The following is a 21648-nucleotide window of genomic DNA, read 5'->3' as shown; positions in this document are numbered from 1 at the left end:
CACTGCGACCGCCCAGCCGCCTTATGCAGGCGGCTTCATAGGCACCACAACAAGACATTCCACGATTTCGCTCCATGCACCTCGCCCCCGAAGCCCCCACCGCCACCGTCGTGGCCGCCGTGTCGGTCAACGACATGCGCGAGCGCATCCGCCGCAAAAGCCGCCTCAAGGGCCGCCAGCCCGAGGACGCAGCGATGGCCGATGTGGCGCAGTTGCTGGGCCCGCGCCCGGCCGACGGCTTCCGGCGCGACCTGCTCATCGAATACCTGCACCGCCTGAACGACCATTTCGGCGTGCTGCACGACCGGCACCTGGTGGCGCTGGCCAAGCAGCTGAATCTGCCCATGGCCGAGGTGTACGAGGTGGCCAGCTTCTATCACCACTTCGAGATCGTGCGCAGCGATGACGCTGTGGCCCCGCGCCTGGTGCTGCGCGTGTGCGAGAGCCTGAGCTGCAGCCTGGCGGGCGCGCATGAACTGCTGGCCGCCTTGCCCGAGCGCCTGCGCGCGATGAACCTTGGTGAAGGGCAGGGCGATGTGCAGGTGCAGGCCGTGCCCTGCGTGGGCCGCTGCGAGCAGGCGCCGGTGGCCGTGGTGCACCAGTGCCCGGTGCCGCACGCCACGGTCGATGCGGTGCTGGACGCCGTCAATTTGAAGCCAAATCGGTCTCTGGCGCTTCACCCATCAGCGCCAGCAGCTATCAATTTTGATATTGCAGCGCTGGCCGAACACAGCGTACCCGCGCAGCCGGATGGAATCAGCCCCGCCCACACCGACCTGGCCACCTACCGCGCCCACGGCGGCTACCAGACGGCGGCCGCGCTGGTCAACGGCGAGATGGATGCCGAGGCCGTGCTTGCGGCCATGGAGGATTCGGGCCTGCGCGGCCTGGGCGGCGCGGGCTTCCCGGCGGGGCGCAAGTGGCGCATCGTGCGCGACCAGCCCGCGCCGCGCCTGATGGCCGTGAACATCGACGAGGGCGAGCCCGGAACCTTCAAGGACCGCACCTACCTCGAACGCGACCCGCATCGCTTTCTGGAAGGCGTGCTCATCGCCGCCCAGGTGGTAGGCACCGAGGCCGTCTACATCTACCTGCGCGACGAGTACCACGGCTGCCGCGCATTGCTGCAAGCGGCGCTGGATGACCTGCGCGCCGAGCCCCCATGCCCGCTGCCGCACATCGAATTGCGGCGCGGCGCGGGTGCCTATATCTGCGGCGAAGAGTCGGCCATGATCGAGAGCATCGAGGGCAAACGGGGCGAGCCCCGCATGCGCCCGCCCTACATCGCGCAGGTGGGTCTGTTTGGCCGCCCCACGCTGGAGCACAACTTTGAAACCCTGTACTGGGTGCGCGACATCGTGGAGCGCGGCCCGCAGTGGTTTGCCAGCTTCGGCCGCCACGGCCGCAAGGGCCTGCGCAGTTTCAGCGTGAGCGGCCGGGTGAAGCACCCTGGCGTCAAGCTCGCGCCTGCGGGCATCACGGTGCAGGAACTCATCGACGAATACTGCGGCGGCATGCTGGACGGCCACGCGCTGTATGCCTACCTGCCCGGCGGCGCCTCGGGCGGCATCCTGCCCGCCAGCCTCAACAACATCCCGCTCGACTTCGACACGCTGCAGCCCTACGGCTGTTTCATCGGTTCGGCCGCCGTCATCGTGCTCAGCCAGCACGACCGGGCGCGCGATGCCGCACTGAACGTGATGCGCTTTTTTGAACATGAAAGCTGCGGCCAGTGCACGCCCTGCCGCGTGGGTACGGCCAAGGCCGCGGTGCTGATGGAAGCGCCGCTGTGGGACGAAGAACTGCTGGACGACCTGGCGCAGGTGATGGGCGATGCATCGATTTGTGGCCTGGGCCAGGCCGCGCCCAATCCCATCCGCTGCATCCACAAATATTTCCCGCACGAGGTGGGCGAGGCCCCGTGGCCGGGCGATTTGCCCAAGCCGCGCAACAGCCCGCTCAGCGAGCAATTGCCCGGAGGGTTGAAGCCATGAGCGCCGTGTTGACATCTACTGCTGTGGCGCAGCCCGTCGTGGCCTTTGAGCTGGACGGCCAGCCCGTCACCGCCAACCCGGGCGAGACCATCCTCAAAGCCGCGCAGCGCCACGGCGTGGAGATTCCCCACCTTTGCTACGCCGACGGCCTGCGCCCCGACGGCAACTGCCGCGCCTGCGTGGTCGAGATCGCGGGCGAGCGCACGCTGGCCCCCAGCTGCTGCCGCGCGCCGACGGAAGGCATGAAGGTGCAGGCGGCCAGCCCCCGCGCGCGCAAGAGCCAGCAGATGGTGGTGGAGATGCTGCTGTCGGACATGCCCGATGTGGGGTATCGGTGGAACGATGAAAAATCAAATACTTCTGAATTGATAGCTGGTGGCGCTTATCCATCAAGCGCTAGCGGCCAATTTGACTCAAAAAATCCAGAAACGATAGGCCAGCACGGCGAGCTGAGCGCCTGGGCGGACCGCCTGGGCGTGGCCGTGCGCCCGGCCCTCAAGGCCCTGCGACGCGAGCAGCCCGCGCCTGACCTGAGCCACCCTGCCATGGCCGTCAATCTGGACGCCTGCATCCAGTGCAATCGCTGCGTACGCGCCTGCCGCGAAGAGCAGGTGAACGACGTGATCGGCTACGCGCTGCGCGGGGCAGACAGCAAGATCGTCTTCGACCTGGACGACCCCATGGCCGAGAGCACCTGCGTGGCCTGCGGCGAATGTGTGCAGGCCTGCCCCACGGGCGCGCTCCGCCCCAAGACCCACATCGGCCCGCAGGCGGTGGACCGCAAGGTCGATTCGGTCTGCCCGTTCTGCGGCGTGGGCTGTCTCATCACCTACAACGTGCGCGATGAAAAAATCATCAGCGTCGAAGGCCGCGATGGCCCGGCCAACCATGGCCGCCTGTGCGTGAAGGGGCGTTTTGGCTTCGACTACGCCCACCACCCCGACCGGCTGACGGTGCCGCTGATCCGCAAGCCCGGCGTGCCCAAAGAGGTGCGTCCCTACGGCGCTGACTGGCGCGACACCTTCCGCGAGGCGACCTGGGAGGAGGCGCTGAACCTGGCCGCGGGAACGCTCAAAAACCTGCGCGACACACACGGCCCCAAGGCGCTCGCAGGCTTTGGCTCGGCCAAGGGCAGCAACGAAGAGGCCTACCTGTTCCAGAAGCTGGTGCGCACCGGTTTTGGCAGCAACAACGTGGACCACTGCACGCGGCTGTGCCATGCCTCCAGTGTCGCCGCGCTGCTCGAAGGCGTGGGCTCGGGCGCAGTGAGCAATCCGGTGAATGACGTGGGGCATGCAGAACTGATCTTCGTGATCGGCTCCAACCCCACGGCCAACCACCCCGTGGCCGCCACTTGGATGAAGAATGCCGCCCAGCGTGGCGCGAAGATCGTGCTGGCCGACCCGCGCATCACGGACATCGGCCGCCACGCCTGGCGCACCCTGCAGTTCAAGGCCGACACCGACGTGGCCATGCTCAACGCGCTGATCCACACCGTGATCGACGAAGGCCTGGTGGATGAAGCTTTCATCCGCGACCGCGCCAACAACTTCGAGGCCCTCAAGGCCAATGTGATGGGCTGCAGCCCCGAGGCCATGGCGCCTGTGTGCGGCATCCCGGCCGAGACGCTGCGCGAAGTGGCGCGGGCGTTTGCCACCGCCAAGTCCTCCATGATCCTCTGGGGCATGGGCGTGAGCCAGCACGTGCACGGCACTGACAACGCGCGCTGCCTGATCGCACTGTGCGCCATCACCGGGCAGATCGGCAAACCCGGCTCGGGCCTGCACCCGCTGCGCGGCCAGAACAACGTGCAGGGCGCCAGCGACGCGGGGTTGATCCCCATGATGTTCCCCAACTACCAGCGTGTAGACAACGCCGGGGCGCGTGCCTGGTTCGAGGATTTCTGGGGCACCCGGCTTGATGAGGTGCCGGGGTACACCGTGGTCGAGATCATGCACAAGGCCCTGGCCGACGACAGCGACCCGCACAAGGTGCGCGGCATGTACATCATGGGCGAGAACCCGGCCATGAGCGACCCCGACCTGAACCACGCGCGCCACGCGCTGGCCAGCCTGTCGCACCTGGTGGTGCAGGACATTTTCTTGACCGAGACCGCCTGGCTGGCCGATGTGGTGCTGCCCGCCAGCGCCTGGCCCGAAAAGACCGGCACCGCCAGCAACACCGACCGCATGGTGCAGATGGGCCGCCGCGCCCTGAACCCGCCGGGCGACGCGCAGCCTGACCTGTGGATCATCCAGCAAATTGCCCGGCGCATGGGCTTGGACTGGACCTACGAAGGCGAGGAATCCGGCGTTGCCGCCGTGTACGACGAAATGCGCCAGGCCATGCACGCGAGCATCAACGGCATCACCTGGGACCGCCTCGCGCGCGACTCCAGCGTGACCTACCCGTGCCTCACGGAGGGCGACCCGGGCCAGCCCATCGTCTTCACCGAAAAATTCCCCACGCCCACGGGCCGCCTGCAACTGGTGCCCGCCAGCGTGATACCGGCCGCAGAAAAGCCCGATGCCGACTACCCCCTGGTGCTCATCACCGGCCGCCAGCTGGAGCACTGGCACACGGGCAGCATGACGCGGCGCAGCACCGTGCTCGACGCCATCGAGCCCATGGCCACCGCATCGCTGCATGGCGGCGAACTGGCCCGGCTGGGCGTGCAGCCCGGTGCGCTGGTGGGCATCCGCTCGCGGCGCGGCATGCTGCAGGTGCGCGTGCGCCGTGACGACGGCACGCCGCGTGGCACGGTGTTCATGCCGTTTGCGTATGTGGAGGCGGCAGCCAACCTGCTGACCAATGCGGCGCTGGACCCGTTTGGCAAGATCCCGGAATTCAAGTACTGCGCGGTGGCCATCGAGCCGCTGGAGGCGGCGCAAGACCTGCAGCACTGAGATTGGCCTGCAGGCGTTCGGCGGCTGACAGTCAAAAAGCCGTTCGGGCTGAGCTTGTCGAAGCCAGGGCGCAAGGCTTGCTGCTCACGGAGTCACCTGGCTGGCATGTCGGATGTAGGGGCGGGCTTTCCCCGAGGCGGGCCGTCGCGGGTAAAGTCTGTGCCCATGACTGAGCGCCCCTACACCGACGTTGCCGTGATCATGCGGTGCGAGCACATCGACAACCGCTGGCAGCCCTGGCGCTGGTCGCTGGCCGAGGTGGTGGTCCATGAACCCGCCTTCGGCACCGAACCCCGGCCGCTGATCCAGGACGAGCGCGAGCAGCGCTGGCTGTTCCCCGGCTTTCGCGTAGAGCTGTTCCGCGACGATGCCGAGGGCTACCACCTGAACCTCACCTCGCCCGCACCCTGCTGGTTTGTGATGTGGCGCCGTGATGAAGACACGGGCACCGGGGCTATTCCCCTGGCACGCCCCGTGGCGGTAAGCCTGAGCTACCACGACGCGGGCCGGTGGCTGGACGCGCAGGAAACGGTCGAGCAGGTGCCTGCGGCGCCCGAGGTGGTGGAGGCAATGCGCGCCTTTGTAGCCGAGCACTACCAGCCCGAACCCAAGCGCCGTAAGCGTCCCGACAGCTTCCGCACGCTGCAGGACCGGTTTGGCAACCCCGCGTCGGTGTCCACTGAAAAAATCCGGGGTGGAGGGGGAGGCCATGGCTGACGGGTTTTTTGGCCGCTGGTCGCGCCGCAAGCAGGAGGTGCGCGAGGGCAAACCGCTGGAGGAGCCGCCGCCACCCGCGCCGTCCGTGCCCTCGGTGCCTTCAGCCGTTGCTTTGGCACCGCAGTCGGCGTCCGTTGTGGCTGCCGGAGCAGCCCCTGGCGCAGCAAAAAGCGCTGCTCCCGCCGCCGAAGCCCCGCCGCCGCCCACGCTGGCCGATGCCCAGGCGCTCACGCCCGCGTCAGACTTCAAAGCCTTTGTGGCGCGCGATGTATCGCCCGAAGTGCGCAACCTGGCGATGAAAAAGCTGTTTGCCGATCCGCACTTCAACGTGATGGATGGCCTGGATATCTACGTGGGCGACTACACCCAGCCCGACCCTTTGCCCGAGGGCATGCTGCGCAAAATGGCCAGTGCGCATGCGATGGGCTTTTTCGACCATGAAAAGACGGCAGATCCGTTGCCCGTGACCCAGTCTGCCGCAGCATCGACAGAAACGGAACCGGACCCAATAGCCCCAGCGGTTGCTCAGACTCGGGATGATGCCGAGGGTGCAGCGCCGCAGGACGTGGCACAGTCCGGGGTATGCAACGCTATTCCTAGCGACCCCTCCAGCGAGCGTGAGGTGGTCACGCGGCCCGATGAGGGCGCGATGGCCATCCCAGCCAGCCACATTGAAAATGACCACCACGCTCATCTGCGACTGCAACCAGACGATGCCCCTCAACGCCAAGGCGTTGGGCGCGGCGCTGCATGAAGACCTGACCCTTCATTCCACCTTGTGCCGGCGCGACGCGGGGGCATACCAAAAAGCCATTCAGTCGGGCGACGACGTGGTGGTGGCCTGCACGCAGGAGCAGCGCCTGTTTGGCGACCTGGGCCAGCAGACCGAAGGCGCGGTGTCCCCCATACGGTTTGTGAACATCCGCGAAACCGGTGGCTGGAGCCGCGATGCCGCCAAGGCCAGCCCCAAGATCGCCGCGCTGCTGGCCGCCGCCCGCCTGCCTGATCCACCGCCCGTGCCCACGGTCACTTACAAGAGCACGGGCCGCTTGCTCATCATCGGCCCGCTCGACCAGGCCGAACAGGCTGCCGCCCTGGTGTCGGATGTGCTGGATGTGACCCTGTTCACCCAAGGCCCCGGCAATGCGGGTGGTACGCAGGCGCGGCGCTACCCGGTGCTGGGTGGGCGCATTACGGGCCTTACCGGCTGGCTGGGCGCGTTCGAGCTGCAGTGGAAGGCCGACAACCCCATTGACCTGGACCTGTGCACACGCTGCAACGCCTGCGTGGCAGCCTGCCCCGAGAACGCCATCGGCCTCGATTACCAGATCGACATGGCGGCCTGCAGCTCGCACCGCGACTGTGTGAAGGTGTGCCAGGTGGCGGGTGCCATCGACTTCACCCGCGACGCCACGGCGCAGACCGAGCGCTTTGACCTGGTGCTCGACCTGCGTTCGCCCACCGCCACGCCCACGTTTTTGCAGCACGCGCTGCCGCAGGGCTACCTGCGCTGGGATGGGCGCGACATGTTTGCGCTGCTCAGGTTGCGCGAGCTGGTGGGCGAGTTCGAAAAGCCCAAGTTTTTTGTCTACAAACAAAAGCTTTGCGCCCACAGCCGCAACGAAACCGTGGGCTGCAATGCCTGCGTGGACATCTGCTCGGCCGAGGCCATTGCCAGCGACAAGAGCCGCCAGCGGATCTTGGTGAACCCCAACCTGTGCGTGGGCTGCGGCGCCTGCACCACCGTGTGCCCCACCGGCGCGCTGACCTATGCCTACCCCAGTACGACCGAGCAGGGCACCAAGCTCAAAACCTTGTTGTCCACCTACGCCGCCGCAGGTGGCAAGGATGCCGTGCTGCTGCTGCACAGCCAGGAGCGCGGCCAGGCGCTGGTGGAAGAGCTGGGCCGTGCCGCGCAGCTCAAGCTGGCGCAGGGCGTGCCTGCCAATGTGATCCCGGTGGCGCTGTGGCACACGGCCAGCACCGGTGTGGACCTGTGGCTGAGTGCCATTGCCTATGGCGCTTCGCAAGTAGTGGTGTTGAGCACCGATGAAGAAGCCCCGCAGTACCTCGATGGCCTGCAGGCACAGATGGATGTTGCGCAAGCCATCTTGCGCGGGCTGGGCTACACCGGCACCCACATGCAGCTGCTGCGCGCGGCGCACCCCACCGAGCTGGACGCCGCCTTGCAGGCCCTGGGTCAGACACGCCAGAAGACCCCGGCCGTGGCTGCGCGCTTTGCAGTGGCGCAGGAAAAGCGCAGCACGCTGGAGATGGCGCTCGACCACCTGATCGAGCAGGCGCCGATGCCTCTGACCGAGCGGCCAGAGGCCATTGCCTTGCCATCTGCGGGTTCACCACTGGGCACCATCGAGGTCAACAAGGACCGCTGCACCCTGTGCCTGAGCTGCGTGAGCGCCTGCCCCGCAAGCGCGCTGCAGGACAACCCGCAGCTGCCGCAGCTGCGCTTCATTGAAAAGAACTGCGTGCAGTGCGGCCTGTGTGCCACCACCTGCCCCGAAAACGCCATCACCCTGCAGCCGCGCCTGCTGCTGGCGCCAGAGCGTGCGCAACTGCGTGTGCTCAACGAAGCCAAGCCCTGGGCCTGTGTGCGCTGCAGCAAGCCCTTTGGCACCGTCAAGGCCATCGAGGCCATGCTGGGCAAGCTGTCGGGCCACGCGATGTTCCAGGGCGACGCGCTGGAGCGCCTCAAGATGTGCAGCGACTGCCGTGTGATCGACCTGTATTCCTCCCAAAGCGAAACGAAAGTGACAGACCTGTGAGCGCCCCATCTGCTTCTTTGGTATCCCCTGTTGGCAGCTCCGCACTGGACGAGGAGACCGCGCGTGCCGAGCTCTACGGTGTGCTTTCGCAGCTGTACTACGCCGCGCCCAGCCCAGAACTGATGGCTGCGCTGCGCGTGGCCGTCACCGAGGCTCCGGCAGACGGCGCATTTTTGCAAGAGCCCTGGCAGGTGCTGGTGGGCGCTGCGCGCGCGCACAGCGACGCCGCCATCGCACAGGAATTCGATCGTCTGTTTGGCGGCGTGGGCAAGCCCGAGGTGTACCTGTACGGTTCGCACTACCTGAGCGGCTTTCTGAACGAGAAGCCGCTTGCGCGCCTGCGCGCCGATCTGGACCGTCTGGGGTTGGCGCGCGACGATGCCATGCCGGAAACCGAAGACCACGTGGCGTACCTGTGCGAAGTGATGCGCTACCTCATCGCGGGCGATGACGTAGCTGTCTGCAACCTGACGGCGCAGCGCGACTTTTTTACGACACATCTGCAGCCCTGGATTGCGCGGTTGTGCGACACGCTCGAAGCGCATCCTGAAGCCCGGTTCTACGGGGCTTTGGCGCAATTCACGCGGGCTTTCATGGACGTGGAGTCGCAGGGTTTCGACATGCTGGCCTGACGCCTGCAGTCCGCACAAACCCGTACATCCACGCTATAAAAGATGAGTGAGTTAGTGGGAGGTGTAAAGCTCGATTGCAGGCTTTTACACATTGACATAGACTGTATGAAATCCGTTTCATAGCAGCGAGCCATTCTGGAGACAAGCATGCAGAACCGCCAGCCGAATTCATCACGCCGGAGTTTCTTTTCCGGCGCCGCCACCGTAGGGGCTGCAGCAGCAGCCGTAGTGGCCCTTCCCCATGTAGCGCCTTCAGATGCCGTTGTGTCTGAACCTGCACGCGTTGCGCCCGAAAAAGGCGGTGGCTACCACCTGTCTGCGCACGTGAAGCAGTACTACAAGACCACCCAACTCTGACCGCGGGGCGTGCCATGTTGTTAACCAAGAAATCCTCCCGCGCGGTGCAAAACGCATCGTCGTCTGCATCGCCCTTTGTGCACAGCCTGCGTCGCGGCCTGTCGCAAGCTTTGCCCACCATGGACCGGCGCTCCTTCTTGCGCCGCTCCGGCCTGGGCGTTGGTGTCGGTATTGCAGCGTCGCAACTGACGCTGGTCAAAAAATCCAATGCTGCCGAAGGCGCAAAGGTGGCTGTCGGCGACAGCAAGCTCGAAGTGCGCCGCACCATCTGCACCCACTGCTCGGTGGGTTGTGCAGTCGATGCCATCGTGGAAAACGGCGTGTGGGTTCGGCAGGAGCCTGTGTTCGATTCGCCGATCAACCTGGGTGCGCACTGTGCCAAGGGCGCAGCCCTGCGCGAACACGGCCACGGTGAATACCGCCTGCGCTACCCCATGAAGCTCGTCAACGGCAAGTACGAGCGCATCAGCTGGGATACGGCCCTGAACGAGATCACCGCCAAGATGAAAGAGCTGCGCGAGGCCAGCGGTCCCGACAGCGTGTACTTTGTGGGGTCTTCCAAGCACAACAACGAGCAGGCCTACCTGCTGCGCAAGTTTGTGAGCTTCTGGGGCACCAACAACTGCGACCACCAGGCGCGCATCTGCCACTCCACCACGGTGGCCGGCGTTGCCAACACCTGGGGCTACGGCGCCATGACCAATTCGTACAACGACATGCAAAACAGCAAGGTCGCTCTGTACATCGGCTCCAACGCAGCCGAGGCCCATCCGGTGTCCATGCTGCACATGCTGCACGCCAAGGAAACCGGCTGCAAGATGATCGTGGTGGACCCGCGCTTTACCCGCACAGCGGCCAAGGCCGACGAATATGTGCGCATCCGCTCGGGCACCGACATTCCTTTCCTCTTCGGCCTGCTGTACCACATCTTCAAGAACGGCTGGGAAGACAAGAAGTACATCAACGACCGCGTCTACGGCATGGAGAAGGTGCGCGAGGACGTGCTGGCCAAATGGACCCCCGACAAGGTAGAAGAGGCCTGCGGTGTCAAGGAAGACCAGATGTTCAAGGTCGCCAAGATGCTGCATGACAACAACCCCGGCACCATTGTCTGGTGCATGGGCCAGACCCAGCACACCATCGGCAATGCCATGGTGCGTGCTTCGTGCATCCTGCAGCTGGCGCTCGGTAATGTGGGCAAGACCGGTGGCGGCACCAACATCTTCCGTGGCCACGACAACGTGCAGGGCGCCACGGACGTCGGCCCCAACCCCGACTCGCTGCCCGGCTACTACGGCCTAGCCGAAGGTTCGTGGAAGCACTTCGCCAATGTGTGGGGCGTGGACTTCGAGTGGATCAAGAAGCAGTACGCATCGCCCGCAATGATGACCAAGAGCGGCATCACCGTGTCGCGCTGGATTGACGGTGTGCTGGAGAACAACGAGCTGATCGACCAGGACTCCAACCTGCGCGGCGTGTTCTTCTGGGGGCATGCCCCCAACTCCCAGACCCGTGGTCTGGAGATGAAGCGCGCCATGGACAAGCTCGATCTGCTGGTGGTGGTGGATCCGTACCCCTCGGCCACCGCCGCCATGGCCGCCATGCCTGGCAAGGCCGAGGACCTGAACCCCAACCGCGCGGTGTACCTGCTGCCTGCCGCCACGCAGTTCGAGACCAGCGGTTCCTGCACCGCGTCGAACCGCTCGCTGCAGTGGCGCGAGAAGGTCATCGAGCCGCTGTGGGAAAGCCGCTCCGACCACATGATCATGCACCAGTTCGCCGAGAAGCTGGGCTTTGCGGCCGAGTTGTCCAAGAACTACAAGATGCAGAAGGTCAAGGGCATGGACGAGCCCGTGCCCGAAGACATCCTGCGGGAAATCAACCAGAGCGTCTGGACGATCGGGTACACCGGTCAGAGCCCCGAGCGCCTGAAGGCGCACATGCGCAACATGCATCTGTTCGATGTGAAGACCCTCAAGGCCAAGGGCGGCAAGGACAAGGAAACGGGCTACGACTTTGGCGGCGATTATTTCGGTCTGCCCTGGCCTTGCTACGGCACGCCTGAGCTGAAGCACCCTGGCTCCCCCAACCTTTACGACACCTCCAAGCACGTCATGGATGGCGGCGGCAACTTCCGCGCCAACTTCGGTGTGGAAAAGGATGGCGTCAACCTGCTGGCCGAGGATGGCTCGCATTCGCTGGGCAGTGAAATCACCACGGGCTACCCCGAATTCGATCATGTCCTGCTGAAAAAGCTGGGCTGGTGGGACGACCTGAGCGACGCCGAGAAGGCCAAGGCGGAAGGCAAGAACTGGAAGACCGACCCCACGGGTGCGATCATCCGTGTGGCCATGAAACATGGCTGCCATCCCTTTGGAAACGCCAAGGCACGTGCCGTGGTCTGGAATTTCCCCGATGCCATTCCGCAGCACCGCGAGCCGCTGTATGGCACCCGGCCGGACCTCATGGCCAAGTACCCCACCCACGACGACAAGAAAGCCTTCTGGCGCCTGCCCACGCTGTACAAGACCGTGCAGGAAAAGAACGTGGCCGACAAGGCGCACGAGAAATTCCCGCTCATTCTCAGCTCCGGCCGTCTGGTCGAGTACGAAGGCGGCGGTGAGGAAACCCGCTCGAACCCCTGGCTCGCCGAGTTGCAGCAGGAGTCATTTGTCGAAATCAACCCCCGCACTGCGGCGGATCGTGGCATTCGCAACGGCGAACGCGTCTGGCTCAGCTCGCCGACCGGCGCGCGCCTGAATGTGCAGGCACTGGTGACGGAGCGCGTGGCGCCCGACACGGTGTGGATGCCGTTCCACTTCTCCGGCCACTGGCAGGGGGTGGACATGCTGGCCCACTATCCGAAGGGGGCGGCACCTGTGGTGCGCGGTGAGGCCGTGAATACCGCTACCACCTATGGCTACGACAGCGTGACCATGATGCAAGAAACCAAAACCACGATCTGCAACGTGGAACGCGCCTAAGGAGACGGCAATGGCACGAATGAAATTTATCTGTGATGCAGAGCGCTGCATCGAATGCAATGGCTGCGTGACGGCCTGCAAGAACGAGCACGAGGTTCCCTGGGGTGTGAACCGTCGCCGCGTCGTGACGCTCAATGACGGGGTGCCCGGCGAAAAGTCCATTTCGGTCGCCTGCATGCACTGCAGTGACGCGCCCTGCATGGCCGTCTGCCCGGTCAACTGCTTCTACCGCACCGAAGAGGGTGTGGTGCTGCATGACAAGGATGTGTGCATTGGCTGCGGTTACTGCAGCTATGCCTGCCCCTTCGGCGCTCCCCAGTTCCCCTCGTCGGGTACTTTCGGTGTGCGCGGCAAGATGGACAAATGCACGTTCTGCGCTGGCGGCCCCGAGACGCACGGCAGCCAGGCAGAATTTGAAAAATACGGCCGCAACCGCCTGGCTGAAGGCAAGCTCCCCGCGTGCGCAGAAATGTGCTCCACCAAAGCCCTCCTGGCCGGTGATGGCGACGTGGTGGCGGACATCTTCCGCAACCGCGTGGTACAGCGTGGCAAGGGCGCCGAAGTGTGGGGCTGGGGTACGGCCTATGGTTCGCAACAGGCGGGTCAGCCTTCAGGAGGCAAGTCATGAAGCGTTCGCATCTGCTCCTCACCACCCTGTTTGCCGCCGCAGCGCTGAGCGCCTGTGGCGAGCACCCCCAGACCGGCGCAGGCATTCGCAGTGATGCGGCGCCCTATGCTGGCACGGGCAGCAACTTCACTGAACCGGGCTGGAAAGCCGGCGACAAGGCCAGCTGGGAAGCGCAACTCAAGACGCGGCTGCAGTACGGTCAGAACGAATATCCCCGCACCACCGCCAAGTGAGGCCCGCCATGAAACATATCGTGTGGTCCCTCGCATTGGCGGCCGGGCTTGCCTGGGCACCCGCCCATGCGCAGGCTCCCGCCGCGCCCGATGGAGCGGCTTCTGTGGCCAATGCGCCTGCTGCTCCCGCCGCGCCAGCAGTCGCAGCCCCGGGTGGCATTCAGAGCCAGAACATTTTTGAGGTCAGGCCGGATGCCAGCGCAGACCCCAAATATGCCGAGCAGACGAATGGCGAACGCGCCAAGGTGCAGCCGGGCAACAACGCGCCCATGTGGCGTCAGGTGGGGCAGGGCGTAACCGGGTACAGCAGCCTGCCCAAAAGCCAGGCGCCAGAGGCCGGCAACCTGATCCAGCCGTTTGTGCAGTATCCCGGCTCCCGCGTGACCAATGCGGGAGAGGCCTGGAGACAGGTGCGCAACAACTGGATCATCCCGTACGGCGCGGCGTTGTTCGCCATCGTGCTGCTGGCATTGGCCATTTTTTACTTTGTGAAGGGGCCGCTGGGACATCAGCATGCCGATGGTGTTGGACCGCGCCGCATCGAACGCTTCACGCCGTTTGAACGCGCCGCGCATTGGTCGAACGCGTTTGCGTTCATTGCACTGGCCATCTCGGGCATCGTCATGGCGTTTGGCAAGTTCTTTCTGTTGCCCATCATGGGGGCCACCCTTTTTGGTTGGCTCACCTACGTGCTCAAGAACGTGCACAACTTCATGGGCCCGCTGTTTGCCGTGTCCCTTCTGGTGATCATCCTGACTTTCGTCAAGGACAACATCGCCAACCGCGCTGATTTCGTGTGGTTGTCCAAGGGTGGTGGCATGCTGGGCGGAGACCACCAGGTTCCTTCGCACCGCTTCAACGCGGGTGAAAAGGGACTTTTCTGGTGGGGCATCACCATCCCGGGCATTTTCGTGGTTGCGTCGGGCCTGGTGCTGGACAAACTCATTCCCGGGTTCGGTGACGTGCGCAGTGACATGCAGATTGCCCACATGATCCATGCTTCTCTGGCAATCTGGATGATGGCGTTGATCTGCGGTCACGTCTACATGGGCACCGTAGGCATGCGCGGCGCTTACAAGGCCATGCGGACAGGGTACGTCAGCGAAGGGTGGGCCAAGGAGCACCACGAGCTCTGGTATGACGACGTTCAGGCAGGAAAGATCCCCCGCCAGCGCAGCGCAAGCCCACAGGCCGCCGACGCCACCACGCCATCTGCGGGTCAACCCGCGCAGGTATGAGGTTTTGCACCATGAATAAATTCTCCCGTTCATCCTTGGTGGCTTTGTGCGCTGCCAGTGTCTGCACCTTCGCCGCAGCCAAGCTGCCAGCCCCGTCGCCGGAAGCCGCTGCCAAGGCGGCTGAGGCGGCGGCGCGGTCCGCCTGGTCTGCAAAGGTTGATGGCTACAAGCTGTGCCTGGCGCAAGACCGCGTGGCGGCCCATTACCGCAAGACAAACTCGTCGGCCAAACCGTCGGCCGCGCCCGCTGCTGCCTGCCCCGATCCCGGTCCGTTCGCATACACGCCCCCTGCCGCCAAGCCCATAGAAGCAGCGGGCGCCCATTCGCCACCAGGCACCGCCAGCAGCCCCCCAAGCACGCTCACGCCCGCTGCCGCGGCATCGGCGCCCAAGTCCTGACATCGGCGTTTGCCCCCACCATGAAAGCCGCGCCCAGCAAATGGTGCGCGGCTTTTTTCATTGTGCGCAGTACCGCCACGGTATTCCCGCGAAAACCCTCCATACGTTCGCAGGGGATGGCACTGCGTATATTCGCCCCATGGCTTCACCTTCTCCCGCTACACCACCCGTTTTCCCTGCGCTGCCGCGACTGACGCAGGCGCAGGCGCCGCTCACGCACCAGGTGGAGGTTGTCAACGAATTCGGCGAGCGCGAGCACGTGCAGATCCCGGCCGAGCGCCCGCTCACCATCTATGTGGACAAACGCGAGCTTGTCACCCTCATGACGCTGGGCGCTCAGCCAGAGTTGCTGGTGCTGGGCTACCTGCGCAACCAGCGGCTGGTGGAGTCCGTGTTCGACATTGAATCCATCACCGTCGATTGGGAGGTGCACGCCGCCGCCGTGCGCACGCGCCACGGCATTGCCCGCATTGAAGAGCGCACTGCCAGCAAGGTGGTGACCACCGGCTGCGGGCAGGGAAGTGTGTTCGGCGGGCTCATGGATGAGGTGGACCGCATCACCCTCCCCGAGGCGCGTCTGACACAGGGCGAGCTGTACGGCATCGTCAACGCCATCCGCCTCAAGGAGACCACCTACAAGTCCGCGGGCTCCGTGCACGGATGCGCGCTGTTCCAGGGCGAAAAGCTGCTCACCTTCGTGGAAGATGTCGGCCGCCACAACGCCATCGACACCATTGCCGGATGGATGTGGATGCATACCGATGGCAGCACGCTGGAAAGCGATGCTTCCTCGGCGCACTCCGGCCCCACGCAGCCACTCGACGTTTCAGCGGGCGGCCTGCACTCCCCCATGTCGGGCGCCGACAAGGTGTTCTACACCACAGGCCGACTCACCAGCGAAATGGTCATCAAGTCCGCACAGATGGGCGTACCCATCGTGGTGTCCCGCAGCGGCATGACCCAGATGGGACACGCCGTGGCCCAGCAGCTGGGCCTGTGCGCCATCGGGCGCGCCACCAACCGGCGGTTTGTCTGCTACAGCGGCGCCGACCGCCTGGTGCTGCAGCCGCAATTGGCGCTGTCCCCGGTTGTACCCGTGGCCAAGGGTGGCGCCCCCGCTGACTGAAACGGCGATGCGATCGTAGCGGGGAGAGCAGGCCGGGCCTGAAGATGCTGCACGGCAGCAGGTGACGTTGCAGCCCCCATCTGCACAGGCGCAGACACTGACAGGCGCGCCGACCCACGCCACACCTGCAATGGCATGATCGCTCCCCATGAAAGACCTGAACGCCAAGAGCGACTGGGCCGATACCCTGCCCAGCCAGTGGGGGCCTGAGCCCGCCAAGATCGAAATCCCGCTGGGGGAAGGGCCACCTGTGCCGTCCACCGCCGTGGCTTCCTCCGGGTCTTTGGCCCAGGCACCGGCCAGGCTGTCCCTGTGGGGCTGGATGCGCGAAGGCCTGAGGGCCGCGTTGTTCCTTCGGCCGCGCACCGCCGCCGCGGCGCCTTCCCCCTGGCAGGTGCTGGTGCTGTCGCTGCTGGGCGCTGCTTTGCTGGTGGGGGCGGCCCGGTTCCAGGTGGTGGGCCCTGCCCAGTTCAATCTGCGGGGCTGGCTGGCGCCGATGTGGGCAAGCCTGGTGCTGCTGTGGCTCGGCTGGTGGGCCATGGCTCCGGCGCAGCGTGCTGCCGCAGAGCATTCTTTGCCCGCCGGATCGGGGCCATTGGGAGGGCTGGCGGCGTGGTACGTGCTGTCTGCCTGGGCGCCCCTGGCGCCTTTGTTGCTGCTGTACGCGTTAACGGGCGCGCTAGCCTACAGGCCTGACCTGTGGGCCAGCGATGTGGCGGGCATGGTTTTTTGGGTTGCCTACGGGGTGCTCACACTGTGGGTGCTGGCCACGATGGTGGTGGTGAGTGCGCGCTTCATCCGCTCGCGGGTGCGCACATCGATCTTTTCGGTGGCGATGGCGACTGTGATCGGCGTGGGGATGTGGCTGTTTCAGGACCAGCCCTGGGAGCCGGATCATCAGGCCCTGGCCGCTGCGTCGGCCCCATCGGGCGATGCGGCGCCGGCACCGCAGGAGCCCGCACCGCTTGCGCTCTCGCAGGCGGTCTTTGAAAACCAGCAGGCGCTGTGGGAACGCCAGGTACAGGCGCTGCCCGCGGGCCGCGATGGCGTGGTGGAGGTCTATGGGCTTGTGTTTGCCCCCTACGCCAGCGAAAACGTGTTCCGGCGTGAAAGCACCATGGTCAGCACGCTGCCGCAAGAGCGCTTTGACGCCCAGGGCCGCGTGCTCCACCTGCTCAACCATGCCGAAACTGCAGACACCCATGCCTGGGCCACGCCGCAGAACCTGCAGCGTGCCATCGCTGCGCTGGCCCAGCGCATGGACCGCGACAGCGATGTGCTGGTGATCTACATGACCTCGCACGGTGCGCGCAACCATGAGTTGGCGGCCTCGCACTGGCCGCTGGAGGTGCCCCCCGTCACGCCCGAAATGCTGCGCGCCATGCTGGACGGGGCGGGCATCCGCCACCGCGTGATTGCCGTGTCGGCCTGTTTCTCGGGCGGCTGGATCGAGCCCCTGGCTACCGACAGCAGCCTCATCATGACCGCCGCCGATGCCACGCACACGTCATATGGCTGCGGCACGCGCTCCGAACTCACCTTCTTTGGCCGGGCGGTGTTCCACGAACAGCTGCGCCAGACACATTCGTTCACCGAAGCCTTTGCCAAGGCCGTCCCCGTGATTGCGCAGCGCGAGGTGGAGGCGGGCAAGCAAGACGGCTTCTCCAACCCGCAGATCCACGTAGGGGCACAGATTGCCCCGGTGCTGCAGGCGCTGGAGCAACGCCTGCAGACGGCGCAGGCTCATCAGGGCGGCGGCGCCGCGCCGCAGGTGGCTGCGGCAGCCGCAAAGCCCTGAGCGTCGCCAGAGCGTTGCATTTGCGCTAAGGTGCAGCGCCATGAACCTGTCTTTTCTACGCTTGGGCTGGCGCACGCTGGCCCGTGACCTGCGCGCGGGCGAGTTGCGGCTGCTGATCGTGGCCGTTACGCTGGCGGTGGCAGCCCTCACGTCGGTCGGTTTTTTTGCCGACCGCCTGCAAGGCGGCCTGCAGCGCGATGCCTTGCAGCTGCTTGGCGGCGATGCTGTGGTGGCCAGCGACAACCCTACGCCCCCCGCGTTTGTCGAGCAGGCCAAGGCCCTGGGCCTGCAGACCGTGACCACGCTGGGCTTTCCCACCATGGGCCGCGCCAGTGATGCCCAGGGCGGCGCCAGCAAGCTGGTGGCGCTCAAAAGTGTGCCGCCGGGCTATCCGCTGCGCGGCAGCCTCAAGGTGGCCGATGCCCCCGGCGCGCTTGACCAGCCCACCCGCGACATCCCTGCGCCCGGCGAGGTCTGGGTGGATGCCCCGCTGCTCGAATCGCTCAACCTGGCCATGGGCGACATGCTGCTGCTGGGCGATGCGCAGCTGCGCATCGCGCGCATCATCGTGATCGAGCCCGACCGCGGCGGCGGCTTCATGAGCTTTGCCCCCCGCGTGATGGTGAACGAGGCCGACCTGCCCGCTACCGGCCTGGTGCAGCCCGCCAGCCGCCTGACCTATCGCTTTGCCGTCATCGGGTCTGCTGCCGCCGTCAAGGCCTTCAGTGAATGGGCCGAGGCGGAATCGAAAAAACCCGATGTGCATGGCGTACGGGTGGAGTCGCTCGAAAGCGGCCGTCCGGAAATGCGCCAGACGCTGGACCGGGCGCAGAAATTCCTGAGCCTGGTGGCCCTGCTGGCCGCGCTGCTATCGGCCGTGGCCGTGGCGCTGGCGGCGCGCGGCTTTGCGGCCGAGCACCTGGATGCCTCGGCCATGCTGCGGGTGCTGGGGCAAAGCCAGCGCACCATTGCGGGCGCCTACACGGCCGAATTTGCCTTGGTGGGCGTTTTTGCCAGCGCGCTGGGTGTGGCGCTGGGCTACCTGGTGCACTACGCCTTTGTGTTGATGCTGGCGGGACTGGTCGAATCGACCCTGCCGCCGCCCAGCCTGTGGCCGGTGGCGTTCGGGCTGGGCATGGGGCTCACGCTGCTGTTTGCCTTTGGCCTGCCGCCCGTGCTGCAGCTGGCCCAGGTGCCGCCGCTGCGCGTCATCCGGCGCGACGTGGGCGGGCTCAAGCCTGCCTCGCTGGCGGTGCTGGGCATCGGGGTGGCGGGCTTTGCCGCCCTGCTGCTGGCCGTGAGCAGCGACATCACCCTCGGCCTGATCGCCGTGGGCGGCTTTGCCGGGGCAGTAGCCCTCTTTGCCGGGCTGTCGTGGGTGGCGGTGAAGCTGCTGCGCAAGAGCGTGAACGAGGCCACCGCGCCCCGCTGGCTGGTACTGGCCACACGGCAGATATCGGCCCGCCCGGCCTATGCCGTGGTGCAGGTGAGCAGCCTGGCCGTGGGCCTGCTGGCCCTGGTGCTGCTGGTGCTGCTGCGCACCGACCTGGTGGACAGCTGGCGCCAGGCCACCCCGCCCGATGCGCCCAACCGGTTTGTGATCAACGTGATGCCTGACCAGGCCGACGCCTTCCAGCAAACGCTCAAGGACGGCGGCGTTGCCAGGTACGACTGGTACCCCATGATCCGCGGCCGCCTGCTGGCCGTGAACGGCCAACCTGTGGGCCCGGCCGACTACACCGAAGACCGTGCCAAGCGCCTGGTGGACCGCGAATTCAACCTGTCGAACGCCGTGGAGGCGCCGCCCCACAACCAGGTGGTGGCGGGCGCCTGGACGCCCGGCGAAGAGGGCGCCATCAGCGTCGAGGAAGGCATTGCCGAAACCCTGGGCCTGCGCATGGGTGACCGCCTGTTGTTCGACATGGGCGGCGTGCAGAAGGAAGCGCGCATCACCAGCCTGCGCAAGGTGGACTGGGGCTCCATGCGGGCCAACTTCTTCGTGATGTACCCCGTGGCAGAGCTGGAGGGCGTGCCCGTGACGTATCTTGCAGCCTACCGCGCGCCCGACACCAACGGCTTCGACAACGGCCTGGTGCGCCAGTTTCCCAACATCACCAACGTGGACATGGGCGCCACCATTGCCCAGGTGCAGCGCGTGCTGGAGCAGGTGATCCGCGCGGTGGAGTTCCTGTTTGCCTTCACGCTGGCGGCGGGCCTGGTGGTGCTGTTTGCCGCCGTCACGGCCACGCGCGAAGAGCGCGCACGCGAATACGCCATCATGCGCGCCGTGGGCGCGCGCGCCAGCCTGCTGCGGCAGGTGCAGCGCGCCGAGCTGATGGGCGTGGGCCTGCTGGCGGGTTTTCTGGCCAGTGCCGTGGCGGTGGGTGTGGGCTGGGCGCTGGCGCGCTTCGTGTTCGACTTTGCCTGGACCGCCGCACCCTGGGTGCCCCTGGCGGGTGCCGTGGCCGGCGCGGTGCTGGCGCTGGCGGCGGGCTGGTGGGGCCTGCGTGAGGTGCTGCTGCGCCCGGTGGTGGATACACTGCGCCGCGCGTCGGAATAAGCCGCGCTATTGTTTGATATGAATTTGATAGCTGCCAGCGCTTGATGGATAAGCGCTGGAGCGTGTTTTTATATGAATTATGAGACTTCCGGCGGCGACGCCGCTGCGCCCCGGGCCATCACACCCTATGAGTGGATCGGTGGCGAAGACCGCGTGCACGCACTGGTCGAGCGCTTTTACGACCTGATGGACCTGGAGCCCGCCTATGCCGCGTTGCGCGCAGCCCACGGCAGCGATCTGGCAAGCGCCCGGCAAAAGCTCTTCTGGTTCCTGTGCGGCTGGCTGGGCGGCCCCGACTACTACCAAAGCCGCTTCGGCCACCCGCGCCTGCGCATGCGGCACATGCCGTTTTCCATTGGCATCCCCGAGCGCGACCAGTGGGTGGCCTGCATGGACCAGGCCATGGGCGAGACGGGCGTGCCCGCCGATCTGCGCGCGCGCCTGGCAGAGAGCTTCATGGGAACAGCCGACTGGATGCGCAACCGCAACACCCCCTGATCTGCCCGCCCGGTGTTGTGCAAAGCTTTGCTATTTTTTATATAGCACGTAGCGCATGCTGGATAAGTGCCGGAGGCATTTTTCACCATAAATTTTCTGGTACACGAATGCAAGGGGTGTGCGCGCAGTTGCCACTAAGATTCGCCCATTCATTCATCCATTCAATTCACAACAGGGGAGGTGGGATATGTCGGCAACCGCTTGGATCGTTCTGGGCCTGATCGCTGTGCTGCTGGTGTGGGCCATCAGCGTCTACAACCGGCTGGTGCAGCTGCGCAACCGCATTGCCAACGCGTTCGGCCAGATCGACGTGCAGCTCAAGCGCCGCTATGACCTGATCCCCAACCTGGTGGAGGTTGCGCGCGGCTACCTGCAGCACGAAGCCGCCACGCTGGAGGCCGTCATCCAGGCGCGCGGCCAGGCACAGAGCGCGGCCACTGCGGCGCGTGCCACCCCCGGCAGCGCCAACGCGCTGGGGGCCCTGGCGGCGGCCGAAGGCGTGCTGGGCGGTGCACTGGGCCGCCTGATGGTGGTGGCCGAGGCCTACCCCGAGCTCAAGGCCGATGCCACCATGCAGTCGCTGTCCGAGGAGCTCACCAGCACCGAAAACCGCCTGGGTTTTGCGCGCCAGGCCTACAACGACCAGGCGCTGGAGTTCAACGACAAGGCCGCGCAGTTCCCCGACCTGATCGTGGCGCGCCTCCTGGGCTTCCCCACCGTGCCCATGCTCGAATCCACGCGCAGCGAAGAAGAGCGCGCGGCGCCGAAGGTCCGCTTCTGACATCTGGCGTACGGC

General features: G+C 65.8%; 17 protein-coding genes. All 17 read left to right on the top strand.

What is annotated here, in order from left to right:
* Nucleotides 1–74 precede the first annotated feature (74 nt).
* Nucleotides 75–1994, top strand: a complete 1920-nt coding sequence (locus AAFF19_RS18345; RefSeq protein ID WP_342720738.1) for an NAD(P)H-dependent oxidoreductase subunit E — start codon at nucleotides 75–77, stop codon at nucleotides 1992–1994.
* Entirely contained in the window at nucleotides 1991–4900 is a 2910-nt protein-coding gene (gene fdhF, locus AAFF19_RS18340) for a formate dehydrogenase subunit alpha (RefSeq protein WP_342720737.1), read from the top strand. The genes AAFF19_RS18345 and fdhF overlap by 4 nt, the downstream gene beginning before the upstream one ends.
* Nucleotides 4901–5065: 165 nt before the next feature.
* Complete coding sequence (locus tag AAFF19_RS18335; protein ID WP_342720736.1) at nucleotides 5066–5617, top strand: DUF3305 domain-containing protein; 552 nt, start codon at nucleotides 5066–5068, stop codon at nucleotides 5615–5617.
* The gene (locus AAFF19_RS18330; protein WP_342720735.1) at nucleotides 5610–6371 is read left to right on the top strand and encodes a DUF3306 domain-containing protein; all 762 of its coding nucleotides are present in this window, start codon (nucleotides 5610–5612) and stop codon (nucleotides 6369–6371) included. The genes AAFF19_RS18335 and AAFF19_RS18330 overlap by 8 nt, the downstream gene beginning before the upstream one ends.
* Nucleotides 6331–8400: a 4Fe-4S binding protein gene (locus tag AAFF19_RS18325; protein WP_342721873.1), complete on the top strand. Its 2070-nt coding sequence runs from the start codon at nucleotides 6331–6333 to the stop codon at nucleotides 8398–8400. Before AAFF19_RS18330 ends, AAFF19_RS18325 begins: the two co-directional genes overlap by 41 nt.
* Nucleotides 8397–9032, top strand: coding sequence for a molecular chaperone TorD family protein (locus AAFF19_RS18320; RefSeq protein ID WP_008903469.1), 636 nt, complete (start codon nucleotides 8397–8399; stop codon nucleotides 9030–9032). The genes AAFF19_RS18325 and AAFF19_RS18320 overlap by 4 nt, the downstream gene beginning before the upstream one ends.
* Before the next feature lie 147 nt (nucleotides 9033–9179).
* Nucleotides 9180–9389, top strand: coding sequence for a formate dehydrogenase (locus AAFF19_RS18315; protein WP_034692953.1), 210 nt, complete (start codon nucleotides 9180–9182; stop codon nucleotides 9387–9389).
* Between the two features lie 14 nt (nucleotides 9390–9403).
* Nucleotides 9404–12373 carry a formate dehydrogenase subunit alpha gene (locus AAFF19_RS18310; protein ID WP_342720734.1) on the top strand — a complete coding sequence of 990 codons (2970 nt, stop codon included), beginning with the start codon at nucleotides 9404–9406 and terminating at the stop codon, nucleotides 12371–12373.
* 10 nt (nucleotides 12374–12383) lie between these two features.
* Nucleotides 12384–13001, top strand: a complete 618-nt coding sequence (gene fdh3B / locus AAFF19_RS18305; protein WP_008903472.1) for a formate dehydrogenase FDH3 subunit beta — start codon at nucleotides 12384–12386, stop codon at nucleotides 12999–13001.
* Entirely contained in the window at nucleotides 12998–13234 is a 237-nt protein-coding gene (locus AAFF19_RS18300) for a hypothetical protein (protein ID WP_008903473.1), read from the top strand. Before fdh3B ends, AAFF19_RS18300 begins: the two co-directional genes overlap by 4 nt.
* Nucleotides 13235–13242: 8 nt before the next feature.
* Nucleotides 13243–14472, top strand: a complete 1230-nt coding sequence (locus AAFF19_RS18295) for a formate dehydrogenase subunit gamma (RefSeq protein ID WP_182118721.1) — start codon at nucleotides 13243–13245, stop codon at nucleotides 14470–14472.
* 11 nt (nucleotides 14473–14483) lie between these two features.
* Nucleotides 14484–14870 carry a hypothetical protein gene (locus AAFF19_RS18290; protein ID WP_050813787.1) on the top strand — a complete coding sequence of 129 codons (387 nt, stop codon included), beginning with the start codon at nucleotides 14484–14486 and terminating at the stop codon, nucleotides 14868–14870.
* 139 nt (nucleotides 14871–15009) lie between these two features.
* Nucleotides 15010–15996: a formate dehydrogenase accessory sulfurtransferase FdhD gene (locus AAFF19_RS18285; RefSeq protein WP_182118720.1), complete on the top strand. Its 987-nt coding sequence runs from the start codon at nucleotides 15010–15012 to the stop codon at nucleotides 15994–15996.
* A gap of 148 nt (nucleotides 15997–16144) precedes the next feature.
* A complete protein-coding gene (locus AAFF19_RS18280) occupies nucleotides 16145–17794 on the top strand; it encodes a C13 family peptidase (RefSeq protein WP_182118719.1) in 1650 nt (549 codons plus the stop codon).
* Between the two features lie 40 nt (nucleotides 17795–17834).
* Nucleotides 17835–20354: an FtsX-like permease family protein gene (locus tag AAFF19_RS18275; protein WP_342720733.1), complete on the top strand. Its 2520-nt coding sequence runs from the start codon at nucleotides 17835–17837 to the stop codon at nucleotides 20352–20354.
* 72 nt (nucleotides 20355–20426) lie between these two features.
* Nucleotides 20427–20852, top strand: a complete 426-nt coding sequence (locus AAFF19_RS18270; RefSeq protein ID WP_342720732.1) for a group II truncated hemoglobin — start codon at nucleotides 20427–20429, stop codon at nucleotides 20850–20852.
* 187 nt (nucleotides 20853–21039) lie between these two features.
* Nucleotides 21040–21633, top strand: a complete 594-nt coding sequence (locus tag AAFF19_RS18265) for a LemA family protein (protein WP_008903480.1) — start codon at nucleotides 21040–21042, stop codon at nucleotides 21631–21633.
* Nucleotides 21634–21648: the final 15 nt, after the last annotated feature.

It is taken from the genome of Acidovorax sp. FHTAMBA (genome assembly GCF_038958875.1).
Classification (GTDB): domain Bacteria; phylum Pseudomonadota; class Gammaproteobacteria; order Burkholderiales; family Burkholderiaceae_C; genus Acidovorax.
Note: the sequence above shows the minus strand (reverse complement) of the source record. Positions and strands in the feature narration are given on the sequence as shown.